Origin of the sequence: Azospira sp. APE16, from assembly GCF_047901315.1 — a bacterium.
Classification (GTDB): Bacteria; Pseudomonadota; Gammaproteobacteria; order Burkholderiales; family Rhodocyclaceae; genus Azospira; species Azospira oryzae.
In genome coordinates, this window is sequence record NZ_CP179682.1 from 2525597 (window position 1) to 2540905 (window position 15309).

15 protein-coding genes and 1 tRNA gene are annotated in these 15309 nt (G+C 67.0%); 4 read left to right on the top strand and 12 right to left on the bottom strand.

Annotated elements, in window-relative coordinates; translation table 11 throughout:
* Positions 1–2: 2 nt before the first annotated feature.
* The 3 genes from bamC to ACLSSQ_RS12120 form a co-directional block, all read right to left on the bottom strand.
* Positions 3–1136, bottom strand: coding sequence for an outer membrane protein assembly factor BamC (bamC, locus tag ACLSSQ_RS12110; RefSeq protein WP_014237048.1), 1134 nt, complete (start codon positions 1134–1136; stop codon positions 3–5).
* 13 nt (positions 1137–1149) lie between these two features.
* Positions 1150–2028: a 4-hydroxy-tetrahydrodipicolinate synthase gene (dapA, locus tag ACLSSQ_RS12115; RefSeq protein ID WP_014237047.1), complete on the bottom strand. Its 879-nt coding sequence runs from the start codon at positions 2026–2028 to the stop codon at positions 1150–1152.
* 109 nt (positions 2029–2137) lie between these two features.
* Complete coding sequence (locus ACLSSQ_RS12120; protein ID WP_014237046.1) at positions 2138–3064, bottom strand: histone deacetylase family protein; 927 nt, start codon at positions 3062–3064, stop codon at positions 2138–2140.
* Positions 3065–3216: 152 nt separating this feature from the next.
* Here ACLSSQ_RS12120 and ACLSSQ_RS12125 point away from each other — a divergent pair, with 152 nt between their 5' ends.
* Genes ACLSSQ_RS12125 through mltB form a run of 4 tightly spaced genes read left to right on the top strand, consistent with a single transcriptional unit; the run spans position 3217 to position 8181 of the window.
* Positions 3217–4158 (top strand): AAA family ATPase, encoded by a 942-nt coding sequence (locus tag ACLSSQ_RS12125; protein WP_152089511.1) that lies wholly within the window; start codon positions 3217–3219, stop codon positions 4156–4158.
* Positions 4159–4175: 17 nt separating this feature from the next.
* Entirely contained in the window at positions 4176–5150 is a 975-nt protein-coding gene (locus tag ACLSSQ_RS12130) for a DUF58 domain-containing protein (protein ID WP_416242833.1), read from the top strand.
* Positions 5147–7153 (top strand): transglutaminase TgpA family protein, encoded by a 2007-nt coding sequence (locus ACLSSQ_RS12135; protein WP_416242834.1) that lies wholly within the window; start codon positions 5147–5149, stop codon positions 7151–7153. The genes ACLSSQ_RS12130 and ACLSSQ_RS12135 overlap by 4 nt, the downstream gene beginning before the upstream one ends.
* Positions 7150–8181: a lytic murein transglycosylase B gene (mltB, locus tag ACLSSQ_RS12140; RefSeq protein ID WP_416242835.1), complete on the top strand. Its 1032-nt coding sequence runs from the start codon at positions 7150–7152 to the stop codon at positions 8179–8181. Before ACLSSQ_RS12135 ends, mltB begins: the two co-directional genes overlap by 4 nt.
* 52 nt (positions 8182–8233) lie before the next feature.
* Here the strand turns inward: mltB and rpoS are convergent, their stop codons facing one another.
* The 9 genes from rpoS to pheT all read right to left on the bottom strand — a co-directional run bounded on the left by rpoS (position 8234) and on the right by pheT (position 15301).
* On the bottom strand, positions 8234–9220 hold the full coding sequence (gene rpoS, locus ACLSSQ_RS12145) for an RNA polymerase sigma factor RpoS (RefSeq protein WP_014237041.1): 987 nt from the start codon (positions 9218–9220) through the stop codon (positions 8234–8236).
* 10 nt (positions 9221–9230) lie between these two features.
* Complete coding sequence (locus tag ACLSSQ_RS12150) at positions 9231–10139, bottom strand: peptidoglycan DD-metalloendopeptidase family protein (RefSeq protein WP_416242836.1); 909 nt, start codon at positions 10137–10139, stop codon at positions 9231–9233.
* Positions 10136–10810 (bottom strand): protein-L-isoaspartate(D-aspartate) O-methyltransferase, encoded by a 675-nt coding sequence (locus ACLSSQ_RS12155; protein WP_014237039.1) that lies wholly within the window; start codon positions 10808–10810, stop codon positions 10136–10138. Before ACLSSQ_RS12155 ends, ACLSSQ_RS12150 begins: the two co-directional genes overlap by 4 nt.
* Positions 10810–11550: a 5'/3'-nucleotidase SurE gene (gene surE, locus ACLSSQ_RS12160; protein WP_130458162.1), complete on the bottom strand. Its 741-nt coding sequence runs from the start codon at positions 11548–11550 to the stop codon at positions 10810–10812. The genes ACLSSQ_RS12155 and surE overlap by 1 nt, the downstream gene beginning before the upstream one ends.
* A 56-nt stretch (positions 11551–11606) precedes the next feature.
* Positions 11607–11924, bottom strand: a complete 318-nt coding sequence (locus ACLSSQ_RS12165) for an H-NS family nucleoid-associated regulatory protein (RefSeq protein WP_014237037.1) — start codon at positions 11922–11924, stop codon at positions 11607–11609.
* Positions 11925–12135: 211 nt separating this feature from the next.
* A tRNA-Pro gene (locus tag ACLSSQ_RS12170) sits at positions 12136–12212 on the bottom strand.
* 49 nt (positions 12213–12261) lie between these two features.
* Positions 12262–12630 (bottom strand): MerR family transcriptional regulator, encoded by a 369-nt coding sequence (locus ACLSSQ_RS12175; RefSeq protein WP_130458161.1) that lies wholly within the window; start codon positions 12628–12630, stop codon positions 12262–12264.
* Positions 12614–12916: an integration host factor subunit alpha gene (locus ACLSSQ_RS12180; RefSeq protein WP_014237035.1), complete on the bottom strand. Its 303-nt coding sequence runs from the start codon at positions 12914–12916 to the stop codon at positions 12614–12616. The genes ACLSSQ_RS12175 and ACLSSQ_RS12180 overlap by 17 nt, the downstream gene beginning before the upstream one ends.
* A 12-nt stretch (positions 12917–12928) precedes the next feature.
* Positions 12929–15301, bottom strand: coding sequence for a phenylalanine--tRNA ligase subunit beta (pheT, locus tag ACLSSQ_RS12185; RefSeq protein ID WP_416242837.1), 2373 nt, complete (start codon positions 15299–15301; stop codon positions 12929–12931).
* Positions 15302–15309 lie beyond the last annotated feature (8 nt).

Genomic DNA, 15309 nt, shown 5'->3' on the forward strand with positions numbered 1-15309 from the left:
GCTTACTTCAACTGCTCGTACAGCAGGCCCAGAATCTTCTTGGCGGTATCGGAACGGTCCACACCGCCTTCGCGGGAAAGCACCTGGACGGTACAACTGCTGCCCTGATCCTTGACCAGGATGCGGTACTGGATCTTGGAATCGGACTTGTCGTCACCCTTCCAGAAGGCCAGCTTGGACATGAAGCTCTTGTCGGCCTTCTTGTCGTCCACTTCCGGGTCCACATAACGGACGAAGAACAGACCCTTGGAGCGATCCCGGTCTTCCACGGTGAAGCCGACCCGATCCAGGGACAGGCCGACGCGGCGCCAGGCCCGGTCGAAGCGTTCCTGCAGTTCCAGGGCGCCCTGGCCGTCATCGGCCCGGGTCAGTTTGGCCCGCTCGACCTGACGGTCCTTGGCCGCAGCCACCATGGCCTCGGCCTTCTTCTCTTCCGTGCCGAACCGGACCATCAGGCGGCGCAGCATCTCCGCCTCCAGTTCCGGATCCGCTTCCCGGGGCTGCCAGCGGGTCTGGTCCTTGCCCTCGGAGATATACACCTCATACATGCCGCGATGGCTGATGAAAATATCCACGGTGCCCGGCTCGGCACCCGGTTCGATACGGGTGCGGAACTTGTCGCGCTCAGCGGTGGAATAGAGGGAGTCGAACATCTTGCCCAGGGTGCTGCGGATGATGTCCTCGCCGATCTTGGCGCGGTTTTCAGCCCAGTCGGTTTCCATCACGCCGGCCTCGGGCACTTCCACGTTGACCAGGAAGCCGGTCTCCTGCCAGAAGTCCTTGATCATGGGCCAGACCTGGTCAGGGGTGCCGGCCACCACCAGCCACCGCTGGGTACCGGAACGCTCGATGCGGGTCTTGTCCACCTGGGGCAGCACTTCGCTGCTCTTGGCGGAGCCCCGGGCCTGGGGATCCCGCTCGGCCGCATAGGCGGAGAAGGTGGCACTGCCGCGGCCGCCCGTATCCGGCACCGCATAGCGGTCATCCCGGGTGGGAGAGGTCAGGTCCGGAGGAATCTCCAGGGTCGGGGCCTTGATGGCCGACTTGTAATCAATCTTCTTCGATTCCGGCAGGATGCCGCTGCACCCTGCCAGCAGGAGGGACGCCACCAGGGGCGTGCAAACGATACGCTTCATGGGATTCCGTAACTTAGGCAAGCACGCCGGCCTGGCGCATGGCAGAGCGCACCCGCTCGTGGCATTCGGGCGAGAGGGTGGTCAGGGGCAGGCGGATGCCGCCGGGGATGAGGCCCAGTTGCTGCACGGCCCACTTCACCGGGATGGGATTGGCTTCGCAGAACAGATGGCGGTGCAGTCCCAGCAGCTTGAAGTGGATTTCCCGGGCCTTGGCCACGTCGCCGGCCAGGGCGGCGGCGCACATCTCGTGCATCAGGCGCGGCGCCACGTTGGCGGTGACGGAAATGTCGCCCTTGCCGCCCAGCAGGATCAGGGCCACGGCGGAGGCGTCGTCACCGCTATAGACGGCGAAGTCGGCCGGGGCGCGGGCGATCAGGTCGGCGCCCCGCTCCAGGTTGCCGGTGGCGTCCTTGATGCCCACCACGTTGTCGATCTGGGCCAGGCGCAGGGCGGTGTCGTTGGACATGTCCGCCACGGTGCGGCCGGGCACGTTGTAGAGGATCACCGGGATATCCACCGCTTCGGCGATGGAACGGAAATGCTGGTACAGGCCTTCCTGGGTCGGCTTGTTGTAGTAGGGCACCACGGAGAGGGCCGCATCGGCGCCGACGCTCTTGGCGAAGCGGGTCAGCTCGATGGCCTCGGAAGTGGAATTGGCGCCGGTGCCGGCGATCACCGGAATCCGGCCGGCCGCATGCTTGACCGTGGTACGGATCAGCTCGGCATGCTCGTCCACATTGACGGTGGGGGACTCGCCGCTGGTGCCGACGATGACGATGCCGTCCGTCCCTTCCTGTACGTGGAAATCGATGAGCTTCTTCAGGCTGTCGTAATCGAGACGGCCATCGTCGGACATGGGGGTGACGATGGCAACAATGGAACCGGTAATCATGGAGGTCACGAATTCGGGAAAAATGATCGCAGGATTCTACCCCGAAGATCAGGGCAGAAGTGTAAAGGAATGTGACCCGGGCCTGAGGCGCCCGGGTCCCGGGCAAGGCTCAGAGATCGGCCAGGGCCCGCAGGTGGGCGCAAACGCTGCGCGCCAGGGAGGAGAGGACGTAACCGCCTTCCAGCATGGAAACGATGCGCCCCTGGCAGTGGCGCTGGGCCACCGTTTTCAGTTGCTGGGTGACCCAGGCGAAGTCGGACTCCACCAGCTTCATGCTGCCCATGTCGTCTTCGTAGTGGGCGTCGAAGCCGGCGGAAATGAACAGCAGCTCGGGCCGGAACTCGTGCAGGCGGGGCAGCCAGATGTCGGAAACGACCATGCGGAAGTCCTCGCCGCCGGTACCGGCCGGCAGGGGCACGTTGCACATGTTGTCGGCAGTCCCGTCGGCCCCGCTGTAGGGGAAGAAGGGGTGCTGGAACATGCTGACCATGAGCACCCGCGGATCGTCCTTGAAGATGTCTTCGGTGCCGTTGCCGTGGTGCACGTCGAAATCGACGATGGCCACCCGCTTCAGGCCATGGACTTCCAGGGCATGGCGGGCCGCCACGGCGATGTTGTTGACGAAGCAGAAGCCCATGCAGTTTTCCCGCTCGGCGTGGTGGCCGGGGGGGCGGATGGCACAGAAGGCATCGGTGGCCTCGCCCTTCAGCACCAGATCCACGGCCATGACGCCGGCGCCGGCGGAGCGTTGGGCCGCCGTCCAGGTGTGGGGATTCATGGCCGTATCCGGGTCCAGGTGGGCGATGCCGTTTTCCGGGGCCGTGCGCTTGAGCCGCTCCAGGTAGGCCGGCGAGTGGGCGCGCAGCATCTGCTCCAGGGTGGCCAGGGGCGCATCGTAGTAGGAAAAATAGGGATCCAGCCCCTGGGCGATCATCTGGTCGCTGATGGCCGTGAGACGGGCGGGACATTCCGGGTGGTAGGACCCCATGTCATGCAACTGGCAGTCCCGATGGGTAATGAAGGCGGTGGTGGTCACGTAGGTCGTCCGAGCGTTGAGCGGCCCTGGGTGCGCTGTCTCCTGTACGGAGACGTCTCCTCCCGGTCCGGATTTTGGTTATGGATATAATCGTTCGTGCTGCTACCGTTCTCATCTGTGATTATTATCCCAACATCGGGAAGCCACAAGCCATGCCCCTTCCAGCCTCCCAGACCTCTCCGGGCGACGGCATCGCCGCCGTCCTCGATGCCGCCAACCGCGTCATCCTCGGCAAGGACACCCAGGTCCGGCTGGCCCTGGCCTGCCTGCTGGCCCGGGGCCACCTGCTCATCGAGGACCTGCCCGGCGTCGGCAAGACCACCCTGGCCCACACCCTGGCCCGGCTGCTGGGCCTGGACTTCCAGCGCATCCAGTTCACCAGCGACATGCTGCCGGCGGACATCCTGGGCGTCTCCATCTTCGACCGGGAACACGCCGACTTCCGTTTCCTCCCCGGCCCCATCTTCACCCAGGTGGTGCTGGCCGACGAAATCAACCGGGCCACGCCGAAGACCCAGAGCGCCCTGCTCGAAGCCATGGAAGAACACCAGGTGACCGCCGAAGGCATCACCCGGCCCCTGCCGGAACCCTTTTTCGTCATCGCCACCCAGAACCCGGCCCACCAGGTCGGCACCTTTCCCCTGCCCGAGTCCCAGCTGGACCGTTTCCTCCTGCGCCTGGAACTGGGCTACCCGGACAGCCGGGCCGAACGGGCCCTGCTCGAATCCGGCGGCCGCCGCAGCCAGGTGGCTGCGCTGGCGCCCTGCCTGACGCCCCCGGCCCTGGCCGGATTGCAGGACGAGGTGGCGCGGGTCCATGCGGCGCCGCCCCTGCTCGACTATGTGCAGGCCCTGGTGGAAGCCAGCCGGCGCGCCCCCGCCTTCCGCCACGGTCTCAGCCCCCGGGCCGCCCTGGCCCTGCTGGCGGTGTCCCGGGCCTGGGCCTACCTGGCCGGACGCCGCCAGGTGCTGCCGGAAGACGTCCAGGCCGTCTGGCCCGCCCTCGCCTGCCACCGCCTGCCCCTGGCCCAGGGCAGCGGCCATGCCAGTCCCGAGGAAGCCCTGGCCCTGCTGCGCGGCGTGGCCCTGCCCTGAACCGGCAGCCTGCCCCCATGGACCTGCGCGCCCTCACCCAGCGCTGGCAACGCTGGCTATTCCGTCTCCAGCCCGAGGGCGGCGCAGTCCGCCTGGAGCGGCGGCGCATCTACATCCTGCCTACCCGCAGCGGCCTCCTCTACGCCCTGGCCCTGGTGGTGATGCTGCTGGGGGCCATCAATTACGACCTGGCCCTGGGCCACGCCCTGGTGTTCCTGCTGGCGGGCCTGGGACTGGTGGCCATGGTGCATACCTTCCGCAACCTGCTCGGCCTGGGGCTCCAGGCCGGCACCGTGGCCCCGGTCTTCGCCGGCGAGCAGGCCCGCCTGACCCTGCACCTGGACCGCCCCGACACCCGGCCGCGACGGGCCCTGGCCCTGGACGCCGGCGCCGGCCCCATCCTGGCGGAACTGGACCTCCCGGACAGCAGCAGCGTCAGCCTGCCCCTGCCGCCCCAGCCCCGGGGCTACCGCCCCCTGCCGCGGCTGACCGTCGCCAGCGTCTATCCCCTGGGCCTCTTCCGCGCCTGGGCCTACTTTCTGCCCGCGGCCCGGCACCTGGTCTATCCCGCGCCCCAGTCCAGCCCCCTGCCCCGGGCCCGCAGCGTGCCCCAGGCCGGCGACAGCCGGGGCGGCAACGGCCAGGAGGACTTCGCCGGGCTGCGTCCGCGCCAGCCGGCCGACCCCCTGCGCCACATCGCCTGGAAGGCGGCAGCCCGGGAGCCGGCGGAACGGCCCCTGCCGGTGAAGCACTTTGCCGGCGGCGGCGCCGAGGAAATCCGCCTCGACTGGCAGGACCTGCCCCCCGGCTGCGACGTGGAACGGGGCCTCTCCCTCCTCACCGGCTGGGTCCTGGCGGCGGAAGCCGAGGGCCTGAGCTACGGCCTGCAGCTGCCCGGAGTGGACACCCCCCGGGGCAACGGCCCGGCCCACCGCCAGCGCTGCCTGGAAACCCTGGCCCTGTGGTCGCCCCCCGGAGCCAGGCAGCCATGATGTGGCGCCTGCCCTGGCGCCGGCAGCGCCGTCCGCTGCCGGCGCCCCTGCCCCACAGCGTGCTGCCCTGGCTGCTGCTGTGCGCCCTCGCCACGGCCGGGCCCCACACCCTGCACCAGCCCCTCTGGCTCACTGCCATTGCCGGCCTGGTCCTGGCCTGGCGCGCCTGGCTGTGGCTGCGCCAGCTACCCCTGCCGCCCCGCTGGCGGCTGTCCCTGGTGTCCCTCGGCAGCCTGGCCGCCATCGTCGTCGAATACCGCACCCTGCTCGGCCGGGATGCGGGTGTCAGCCTGCTGGTGCTGTTCCTGGCCCTCAAGCTGATGGAACTGAGGCAACGCCGGGACGGGGTGGTGGTGCTGATGCTGGGTTACTTCCTCCTGCTCACCCACTACTTCCACTCCCAGAGTATTCCCACCGGCCTGTGGATGCTCCTGGCCCTGGTGCTGCTCACGGCAACCCTGCTGCGCCTGCACGGCGACGACCGGGCCCGGCCCCTGGCCAGCCTGCGCTACGCCGGTGTGCTGACCCTGCAGGCCCTGCCCTTCATGCTGGTGCTGTACCTGCTCTTTCCGCGCATCTCCGGCCCCCTCTGGGGCCTGCCCCGGGACGCCCATGCCGGGCTCAGCGGCCTCTCGGAGACCATGGCCCCGGGCAGCCTGGCCAATCTCATCCAGAACGGCAGCATCGCCTTCCGCGTCCAGTTCCAGGGCGAGACGCCGCCCCGGGCCCAGCTCTACTGGCGCGGCCCGGTGCTGGACCATTTCGCCGACGGCGTCTGGCGCGCCCGCTTCCTGCCCCACCGCAAGCCCCAGGTGGAAGCCCGGGGACCGGAAGTGGCCTACGTCACCACCCTGGAACCCCACAACCAGCGCTGGCTGCTGGCCCTGGACAGCCCCACTGCCGTCCCCGCCGAGGCCAGCATCGGCTACGACCTGCAGGTGCTGGCGCCGGCGCCCCTGACCAGCCGCAGCCGGCAGGCCTTCCGCTCGGTGCTGGACTACCGCCACAACCGCCAGGAGCAGCCCCTGGTGTTGCAGCGGGCCCTGCAGTTGCCGGCAGAACGCAATCCGCGCACCCGGGAACTGGCGGAACAGTGGCGTCGCGCCGATCCCCGCCCGGCCAGCCTGGTGCAGCGGGCCCTGGCCCACTTCCGCCAGGAACCCTTCTTCTACACCCTGCGCGCGCCCCTGCTGGGACGGGACGGGGTGGACGAGTTCCTGTTCGCCACCCGCCGCGGTTTCTGCGAACACTACGCCTCGGCCTTCGTCGTCCTGATGCGGGCCGCCGGCGTGCCGGCCCGGGTGGTGACCGGCTACCAGGGCGGCGACATCAACCCGGTGGACGGCTACCTGACGGTGCGCCAGTCCGACGCCCACGCCTGGGCCGAAGTCTGGCTGGAAGACCAGGGCTGGCGGCGGGTGGACCCCACCGCCGCCATTTCCCCGGCGCGCATCGAGGCCGGCATCGCCGCCGCCCTGCCCGACGACGAAGCCCTGCCCCTGCTGGCCCGGGTGGACCTGGATTGGCTGGTGCGCCTGCGCCACCGCTGGGAAGCAGCCAACAACGCCTGGAACCAGTGGGTCCTCGGCTACACCCCGGAACGCCAGCGCCAGCTGCTCTCCCGCCTCGGCCTGCAGCAGCCGGACTGGCGCAATATGAGCGCCGCCCTGGCCGCCGGCTGCGGCCTGCTCTTGCTTCTGCTGACCCTGTGGAGCCTGGGCCGGCGCCCCCGCCTGGCCCCGGAAGAGCGCCTGTGGCAGCGCTTCTGCCGCCGCAGCGCCCGCCTCGCCCCGGACCTGGCGCGGGCCCCGTGGGAAGGCCCTCTGGCCTACGGCCGCCGGCTGGGACAGCGCCTGCCCACCCTGGCGCCCCAGGCCGAAGCCATTGCGGGGCTTTACGCCACCCTGCGCTATGGGCCACCATTGGCGCCCCGTGACCGACAACAACTGCTAGAACGGCTAGCCGCCTGCATCCGCGAGCTACCATCCCGGAGACCCTCTTGAAACATGCCTTGCGGCGCAGTGCCGCCCGAATCGCCCTATTCATCCCGCTCCTGGCCGCCCCCGCTTTCGCCGCCGGCGCCCGCCCCCAGGAAACCTTCGCCAACGACGAACAGGCCGCCGCCTTCGCCGCCGACATGGCCCAGCGCCACGGCTTCAGCGAGGCGGAACTGAAATCCCTGTTCGCCGCCACCGGCCCCAACGCCTCCGTGCTCAGCGCCATCCAGCCCGCCGCCAGCGCCGAACGCCGCTCCTGGCAGCGCTACCGGGAACGTTTCGTGAACGACCGCCGCAGCCAGCAGGGCCTGCTTTTCTGGCAGCGCCACGCCGCCACCATCGCCAAGGCCAGCGCCGTCTATGGCGTGCCGGAGGAAATCATCGTCGCCATCATCGGCGTCGAAACCGAATACGGACGCAATACCGGCCGCTATTCCGTGCTGCAGGCCCTGGCCACCCTGGCCTTCCGCTACCCACCCCGGGCCGAGTTCTTCCGCGGCGAGCTGGAAAACTTCCTGCTGCTGGCCCGGGAGAACCGCCAGTCGCCCCTCGAGATCAAGGGCTCCTACGCCGGCGCCATCGGCATTCCCCAGTTCATGCCCAGCAGCCAGCGCCGCTTCGCCGTGGACTTCGACGGCGACGGCCAGATTGATCTGCGCAACAGCCCGGAGGACGCCATCGGCAGCGTCGCCAGCTTCCTCGCCCAGCACGGCTGGCAGACCGGCGCCCCGGTGGCCCATCCCCTGCCCCTGGGCACGGAGCCCCCGGCGGAACTGACTCAGACCGACCTCACCCTGCGGCAAAGCGCCAGCGCCCTGCGCCAGGCCGGCCTGGCCGCCCCGGGCCCGGACGGGGCCCGCTATGCCATGGTGGACCTGGTGACGCCGGATGCGCCGACGGAATACTGGCTGGGGGAACAGAATTTCTGGGTGATCAGCCGCTACAACCGCTCCAGCTTCTACGCCATGGCGGTGTTCCAGCTGGGAGAGAAACTGCGGGAAGAAAAACAGGCCCTGCTGGCGGCCGGCCAGTAGGCAGGCCCGGGGCCACTGAGGGTCGGGCTGGGAGGCAGGAGGGGCGGGCCTGCTAGAGGATGCTGTCCCGGTCCACGCCGCCGCGCTTGATGATGCGTCGCAGCTGGCTCAGGGCCTCGCCCTGGATCTGCCGCACCCGTTCCCGGGTCAGGCCCAGGTCGGCGGCGATGGCTTCCAGGGTGGCGATCTCCGCCCCCTTCAGGCCGTAACGGCGCTCCACCACCTGGCGCTGCTTTTCCGGCAGCTGTTCCACCCACTGCAGCACCAGGTCGTTGAGTTCGTTTTCCTGCAGCACCCCCACCGGGTCGGCCCCGGCGGAATCGTCGGCCACCGAGTCCCCCACCGTGTGGTTGGGGTCGATGTCCAGGGGCGTATCGAGGGAGGCTACGTGCTCGTTGAGATGGAGGATGTGGCGGATGTCATCCACCGGCTTGCCCAGCAGGTGGGCCACTTCCTCCACCCGGGTCTCCCGGGACGGCGTCAGGCCGCGGGCCCCGTCCAGATGGCGCATGGCCCGCAGCACCACGTTGATTTCCTTGACCACGTGCACCGGCAGACGGATGGTGCGGGACTGGTTCATGATGGCCCGCTCGATGCTCTGGCGGATCCACCAGGTGGCGTAGGTGGAAAAGCGGAAGCCCCGCTCCGGATCGAATTTCTCCAGGGCATGGATGAGCCCCAGGTTGCCCTCTTCCACCAGATCGAGCAGCGGAATGCCCCGGTTCAGGTAGTGCTTGGCGATATTCACCACCAGGCGCAGGTTGTGCTCGATCATCTTCTGCCGGGCGGCGAATTCCCCGGCCTTGGCCCGGCGGGACCATTCCAGTTCCTCCGCCGGCGTCAGCAGGGGCTTGGCACCGATCTCGTTGAGATAGAGCTGGGTGACGTCGTTGAGCAGTTCATAGGCCGGCGGCGCCCCGTCGTCGCCCTCTGCCGCCGTTGCAGCGGCGGCCAGGGACTCGTCCTGGGCCTCGTCCGCGGCGAATGCCTCCTCCGCATCCCCGTCGGGAAAGTCAGCGGCGTCGGCGTCGTCGCGCACGGCAGACCTGTCAGCGCTTGGGCAGGTACTGGGTGGGATCCACCGGCTTGCCCTGCCGACGGATTTCGAAGTGCAGCTTTACCTGGTCCGTGTCCGAATTGCCCATCTCGGCGATCTTCTGCCCCCGGGTGACGGACTGGCCTTCCTTGACCAGGATGTTGTTGTTGTGGGCGTAGGCGGAGAGGAAGGTGGCGTCATGCTTGATGATCACCAGCTTGCCGTAGCCCCGCAGGCCGCTGCCGCTGTACACCACCTTGCCGTCGGCCGCCGCCAGCACCGGTTCGCCCAGCTTGCCGGCGATGTCCACGCCCTTGTTGGTGGCCTCGTTGAAGCCGGCAATGGACTTGCCGCCGGCGGGCCAGGCCCAGGTCACATCGGCAGCAGCGGGGGCCGCAGCAGCAGCCGGCGCCTCGCTGCGGACGGGTTCTGCCGGCTTGGCGGCAGCGCCCTGGGCATTGTTCTGGTTCTGGGCCTTGGCCCAGGCCTGGTCGGAATAGGCTTCCTTGCCGGCCTTGGGCTCCCGCTTGAGCGTGTCGCTGGCCGCAGCCGGCGCCGGGCCGCCGTCCAGGGAACGGCTTTCCACCACGCCGCCACCGATGGGCTTGGCCACCGCCGTGCCGGCAGCACCACCGTCGGGCGGCGTCACGCGCAGCTGCTGCCCCACCAGGATGCGATTGGGATTTTCCAGGTTGTTCCAGGCGGCCACGTCCTTGTAGTCCTGGCCGTTATCCAGGGCGATGCTGTAGAGGGTGTCGCCCTTCTTGACCGTGTAGAAGTCCTTGGAGGCGGCAGCCGGCTTGCTCGGCACCCCGCGCTCGACCACCGGCGCCGGCGCATGGCTGGCACAACCGGCCAGGAACAGCAGGGCCGCAATGCCGCTTAGGGTGGCGGCACGGAAGATAAAACCTGGCGTTTTCATTCGACTCCTGACAGCAGCGGCACGAAACGCACCGCGTCAAGCTTGGTCTCAAGGAACCCCTGGGGCGTGCGTTCGATCAGGTGCAGGGCTTGCTCGCCGGCCCCCACGGGCAGGACCATTCTGCCACCAACCGCCAGCTGCTGCAAAAGCGCGGGCGGCACCCGGTTGGCCGCGGCGGCGACGATGATGGTGTGATAGGGGGCCGCTTCCGGCAGCCCCAGCTGACCGTCGGCATACTTGAGGCGCACGTTGAACTGCTGCATCTGCCGCAGGTTCTGCTTGGCCCGTTCGATCAGGGGCTCGATCCGTTCCACGGCATAGACGTCGGGCGCCAGCTGGGCCAGCACCGCTGCCTGGTAGCCGCAACCGGCGCCGATCTCCAGGGTCTTGCCGAGACCGCCGGGCAGGCTCTGTTCACGCCCGGCCCGCAACAGCTCGATCATGCGGGCCACGATATAGGGCTGGGAAATGGTCTGGGAATGCCCCAGAGGCAGGGCCGTGTCCTCATAGGCCCGGTGGGCCATGGCCTCTTCGACGAAGATGTGGCGGGGCACGGCAGCCATGGCGGCGAGCACCGTCTCGTCCACGATGCCCTTGTCCCGCAGACGCTCCACCATGCGCATGCGGGTGCGCAGGGAGGTCATGCCGATACCGGAAACGCCCGTTGCCATCAGCGCAACCAGTTCCGCAGCTCGGGCAGCTGCTGATTGTGGGTCAGGTCGATCTGCAACGGCGTGACAGAGGCCCAGCCCTGGGCCACGGCATGGAAATCGGTGCCTTCGCCGGCATCCTGGGCGGCACCCGCAGCACCAACCCAGTAAACCGTTTCATTGCGCGGCGTGCGCGCCTTGACCACCGGCTCGGCCTTGTGGCGCTTGCCCAGCCGGGTCACGGCCACGCCCTTCAGTTCGGCGTAGGGCACATCCGGCACATTGACGTTGAGCAGGGCCGGCTGGCCAAGGGGGGCCTGCTGGAAACGCAGCACCAGATCCCGGGCCACCCGGGCCGCCGTCTCGAACTGGCTCGCTTCCTTGCCCACCAGGGAAACGGCAATGGCCGGCACGCCCAGCAGATGGCCCTCCGTCGCCGCCGCCACGGTGCCGGAATAGACGGTGTCGTCCCCCATGTTGGCCCCATGGTTGATGCCCGAGACCACCATGTCCGGCAGTTCGTCCAGCATGCCGGTGACGGCGAGATGGACGCAATCCGTCGGCGTGCCATTGACGAAATAAAAGCCGTTGGGGGCTCGCCGCAGGGACAGGGGCCGGTCCAGGGTCAGGGAATTGCTCGCCCCGCTCCGGTCCCTTTCGGGGGCGACCACGGTGATGTCGGCGATATCGGCCAGGGTACGGGCCAGCACTTCAATGCCGGTGGCGAAATAACCGTCGTCGTTACTGAGGAGAATGCGCATGGAACGGAACAGGGCTTTTTATTGTTGGCAGAAAGAAACTACCGGACCGGAGCTGATCAGACAGCCAGTTCCTCGATCTTGCGCCCGCCGTTCAGCCATTCCTGCACCCACTGGGGCTTGCGGCCGCGACCGGTCCAGGCCAGGTCGGCATTCTGGGGATGGCGGTATTTCACCTGGACGCTGCGGCCGGACTTGGCCTTGCCCTTTTCGCCGCCCTTGAGCAGCTGATCCAGGGAAAAGCCCCGGGATTCGGCAATCAGTTTCAATTCATTCAGGACTTTTTCCTTTTCCTGAACCTCGCGCTTTTTGATTTCCAGGGGAATTTGCTGTTGCAGAAGCTTCAGTTCGGCCAGGGACAGGGAAGAAATATCCATGTTTATTTCCTTTACGGAATAAGGGAATCGATTCGATGGCGACAATGCGGGCAGCTCATTGTCGGGCAACCGATTTTATATGGATTATTTTCCCTGCCGCAATCGACAACAGGAATAATTCTCCGCTGAAATCGGAAAAATGGAGAAACAAGGAGAAAAAGGAAAGCTGGAAATGAAAAAACCGGCCTGGGGCCGGTTTTTTCGGAACTACTGGTCGGGGCGGCGGGATTCGAACTCGCGACCCCTTGCACCCCATGCAAGTGCGCTACCAGGCTGCGCTACGCCCCGACTCGAGAAACGAAACTATACAGAAACGAATTAAATTTGTAAATAGCTTTCAAACACGAAGTAATTCAATAATCCCCAAAAGCTCCTGGCGCAAGGCCTGGGCAGCGGGAACGGTACTCTCCACGGATTCCGTGGCGCCATGCCCCTCTTCCAGGCGATTACGCGCACCGCTAATGGTAAAGCCCTGATTATAAAGAAGTTCGCGGATACGACGCACCAGCAGCACTTCGTGATGCTGGTAATAGCGGCGGTTGCCCCGGCGTTTCACCGGCCGCAGCTGGGTGAACTCCTGCTCCCAGTAACGCAGCACGTGGGGTTTGACGCCGCAAAGCTCGCTTACTTCACCGATGGTGAAGTAACGCTTGGCGGGGATGGGCGGCAACTCTTCCTTGCCGCTTTCCTTAGGACTGCTTTCCATCGTAGGACTGCTCCACCTCGGCCTTCAGCTTCTGGCTGGCATGGAAGGTAACGACGCGGCGGGCGGTGATCGGAATCTCCTCGCCGGTCTTGGGGTTGCGCCCGGGACGCTGGGGCTTGTCGCGCAACTGAAAATTACCGAAGCCGGAAAGCTTGACGCCTTCGCCCCGTTCCAGTGCATTGCGGATTTCCTCAAAAAAGGCTTCCACCATGTCCTTGGCTTCGCGCTTGTTGAGTCCGACCTTTTCGAAAAGCAGGTCGGCAAGTTCTGCTTTGGTGAGAGTCATTGTTTTCCCTGATCAGACACGGAGTTTGGCGGCAAATTGATGCTCCAGGAGGGCCACCAGCTGCTGCAGGGCAACATCCACTTCCGCATCTTGCAAAGTTTTTTGAGTATCTTGCATAACTATGCGGAATGCAAGGCTTTTCTTCCCTTCATCGACCCCCTTGCCGGTGTAGACATCGAACAGCTGAATGTCCTGAACCAGGGGCGGCCGTTGGGCTTTCAGGCCGTCCAGCAGGGACTGCAGGGCCATGCCCTTGTCCACCACCACCGCCAGGTCCCGCACCACGGCGGGGAAGCGGGAAAGCTCGGCATACTGGGGCAGACGTCCGGCCAGCAGGGGCTCCAGATCCAGTTCGAAGACCACCGGCGGCGACGGCAGGTCGTACTTCTGCACCCACTCGGGATGCAGTTCGCCAACCACCCCGATTTCCTTGCCATCCAGGAGCAGGCGGGCAGCACGGCCGGGATGCAGGGCCGGATGGGCAGCCTTCTCGAAACGTGCGGCAAAGGGCTGCAGCAGCGCCTCCAGGTCACCCTTGACGTCGAAGAAGTCCACCTTGCGGGCGGCGCTGCCCCATTGTTCGGGCAGGGCTTCGCCGGCGGCCAGGCCGGCCAGCTTCCAGGGCTGACGGTAGCCGGCCACGGGCTGGGCGGCGGCATCCTTGTGGAAGCTGCGACCGGTTTCGAAAATCCGTACCCGGCTCTGCTTGCGCTTCAGGTTGTTGGCCAGGGTGGCCACCAGACCACCGATCAGGGTGGAACGCATGACCCCCATCTGGCTGGCAATGGGATTGGCCAGGCGGATGGGATCGGCGTTGCCGCCGAAATCCTTTTCCCAACCTTCTTCGACGAAAGCGAAATTGACCACTTCCTGGTAACCGGCATCAGCCAGGACCTGGCGCAGGCGCTGGATCTGCCGCTTGCCTTCCGGCATGGGCAGCATGGCGGCCCGGGCCACCGGCGGCGGCGCCGGAATCTCGTCGTAGCCGTGAACCCGTACCACTTCCTCGATCAGGTCTTCCTCGATCTCGATGTCGAAACGGAAACTGGGAGGCGTCACCACGAAGTCGCCACCTTCCTGGACGAAGGGCAGACCCAGACGACCCAGCAGGGAGGCAATGGCCTCGGCACTGAAAGGCACACCCAGCACCTTGTTCACCCGGGCCGTGCGCAGACGCACCGGCTGACGCTGGGGCAGTGCGGCCACCGCTTCCGTCACGGGACCGGCCTGGCCATCACAAATATCGAGGATCAGGCGGGTAGCCCGCTCCAGGGCACGGACGGCACCGGCGAAATCGACGCCCCGCTCGAAGCGGTGGGAGGCATCGCTGGAGAAGCCGTAACGGCGGGCCTTGCCGGCAATGGCAAAGGGCGTGAAAAAGGCCGACTCCAGGAACAGGTCGGTGGTTTCCAGGGTGACGCCGCTATCTTCGCCACCCATGATGCCGGCCAGAGCCAGGGGCTTGGCATCGTCGGCAATCACCAGCACGTCGGCGTCGATATCGATGGTCTGCTCGTTGAGCAGCAACAGCTTTTCCCCGGCCTTGGGCAGGCGGGCGTGGATGGCCCCCTGGAGCTTGGCGTCGTCGAAGGCATGGAGGGGCTGCCCCAGTTCCAGCATGACGTAGTTGGTGACATCCACCACGGCGGAGATGGAACGGATGCCGCTGCGCTCCAGGCGCTTCTGCATCCACTCAGGCGTGGGCGCCTTGGCATTGATGCCGCGCACCACCCGGCCGGCGTAACGGGGGCAAGCCTCCGGAGCGTCCAGCACCACTTCCCGGCGGGCATCGCAAGCAGGCGCCACGGGTTCCACTACCGGATAGACAGCCGCCACGCCGGTCAGGGCCGACACTTCGCGGGCCACACCGGTGAGGGAGAGGCAATCGGCCCGGTTGGGCGTGAGCTTCAGGGTGAACAGGGTGTCGTCCAGGTCCAGGTAGCGGCGGATGCTTTCCCCAACGGGGGCATCGGCCGGCAGCACCAGGAGACCGGAAGCATCTTCGGCGATGCCCAGTTCCCGGGCGGAACACAACATGCCGGAAGACTCGACGCCGCGCACCTTGGCCACCTTGATCTTGAAGTCGCCGGGCAGCACGGCACCGGGCAGGGCACAGGGCACCTTGAGCCCGGCTGCCACATTGGGGGCGCCGCAGACGATCTGCACCGGACCGTTACCGGCATCCACCTGGCAGACGTTGAGGCGGTCGGCATCCGGGTGCTTCACCACTTCCAGGACATGGGCCACCACCACCTGGGTGAAGGCGGGCGCAACGGGGTCCTGCTCTTCCACTTCCAGGCCCGCCATGGTCAGCAGATGGGCCAGAGCGTCGGTGGACAGATCAGGATTGACGAAGGTACGGAGCCAGGATTCGGAGAATTTCACGATCAATC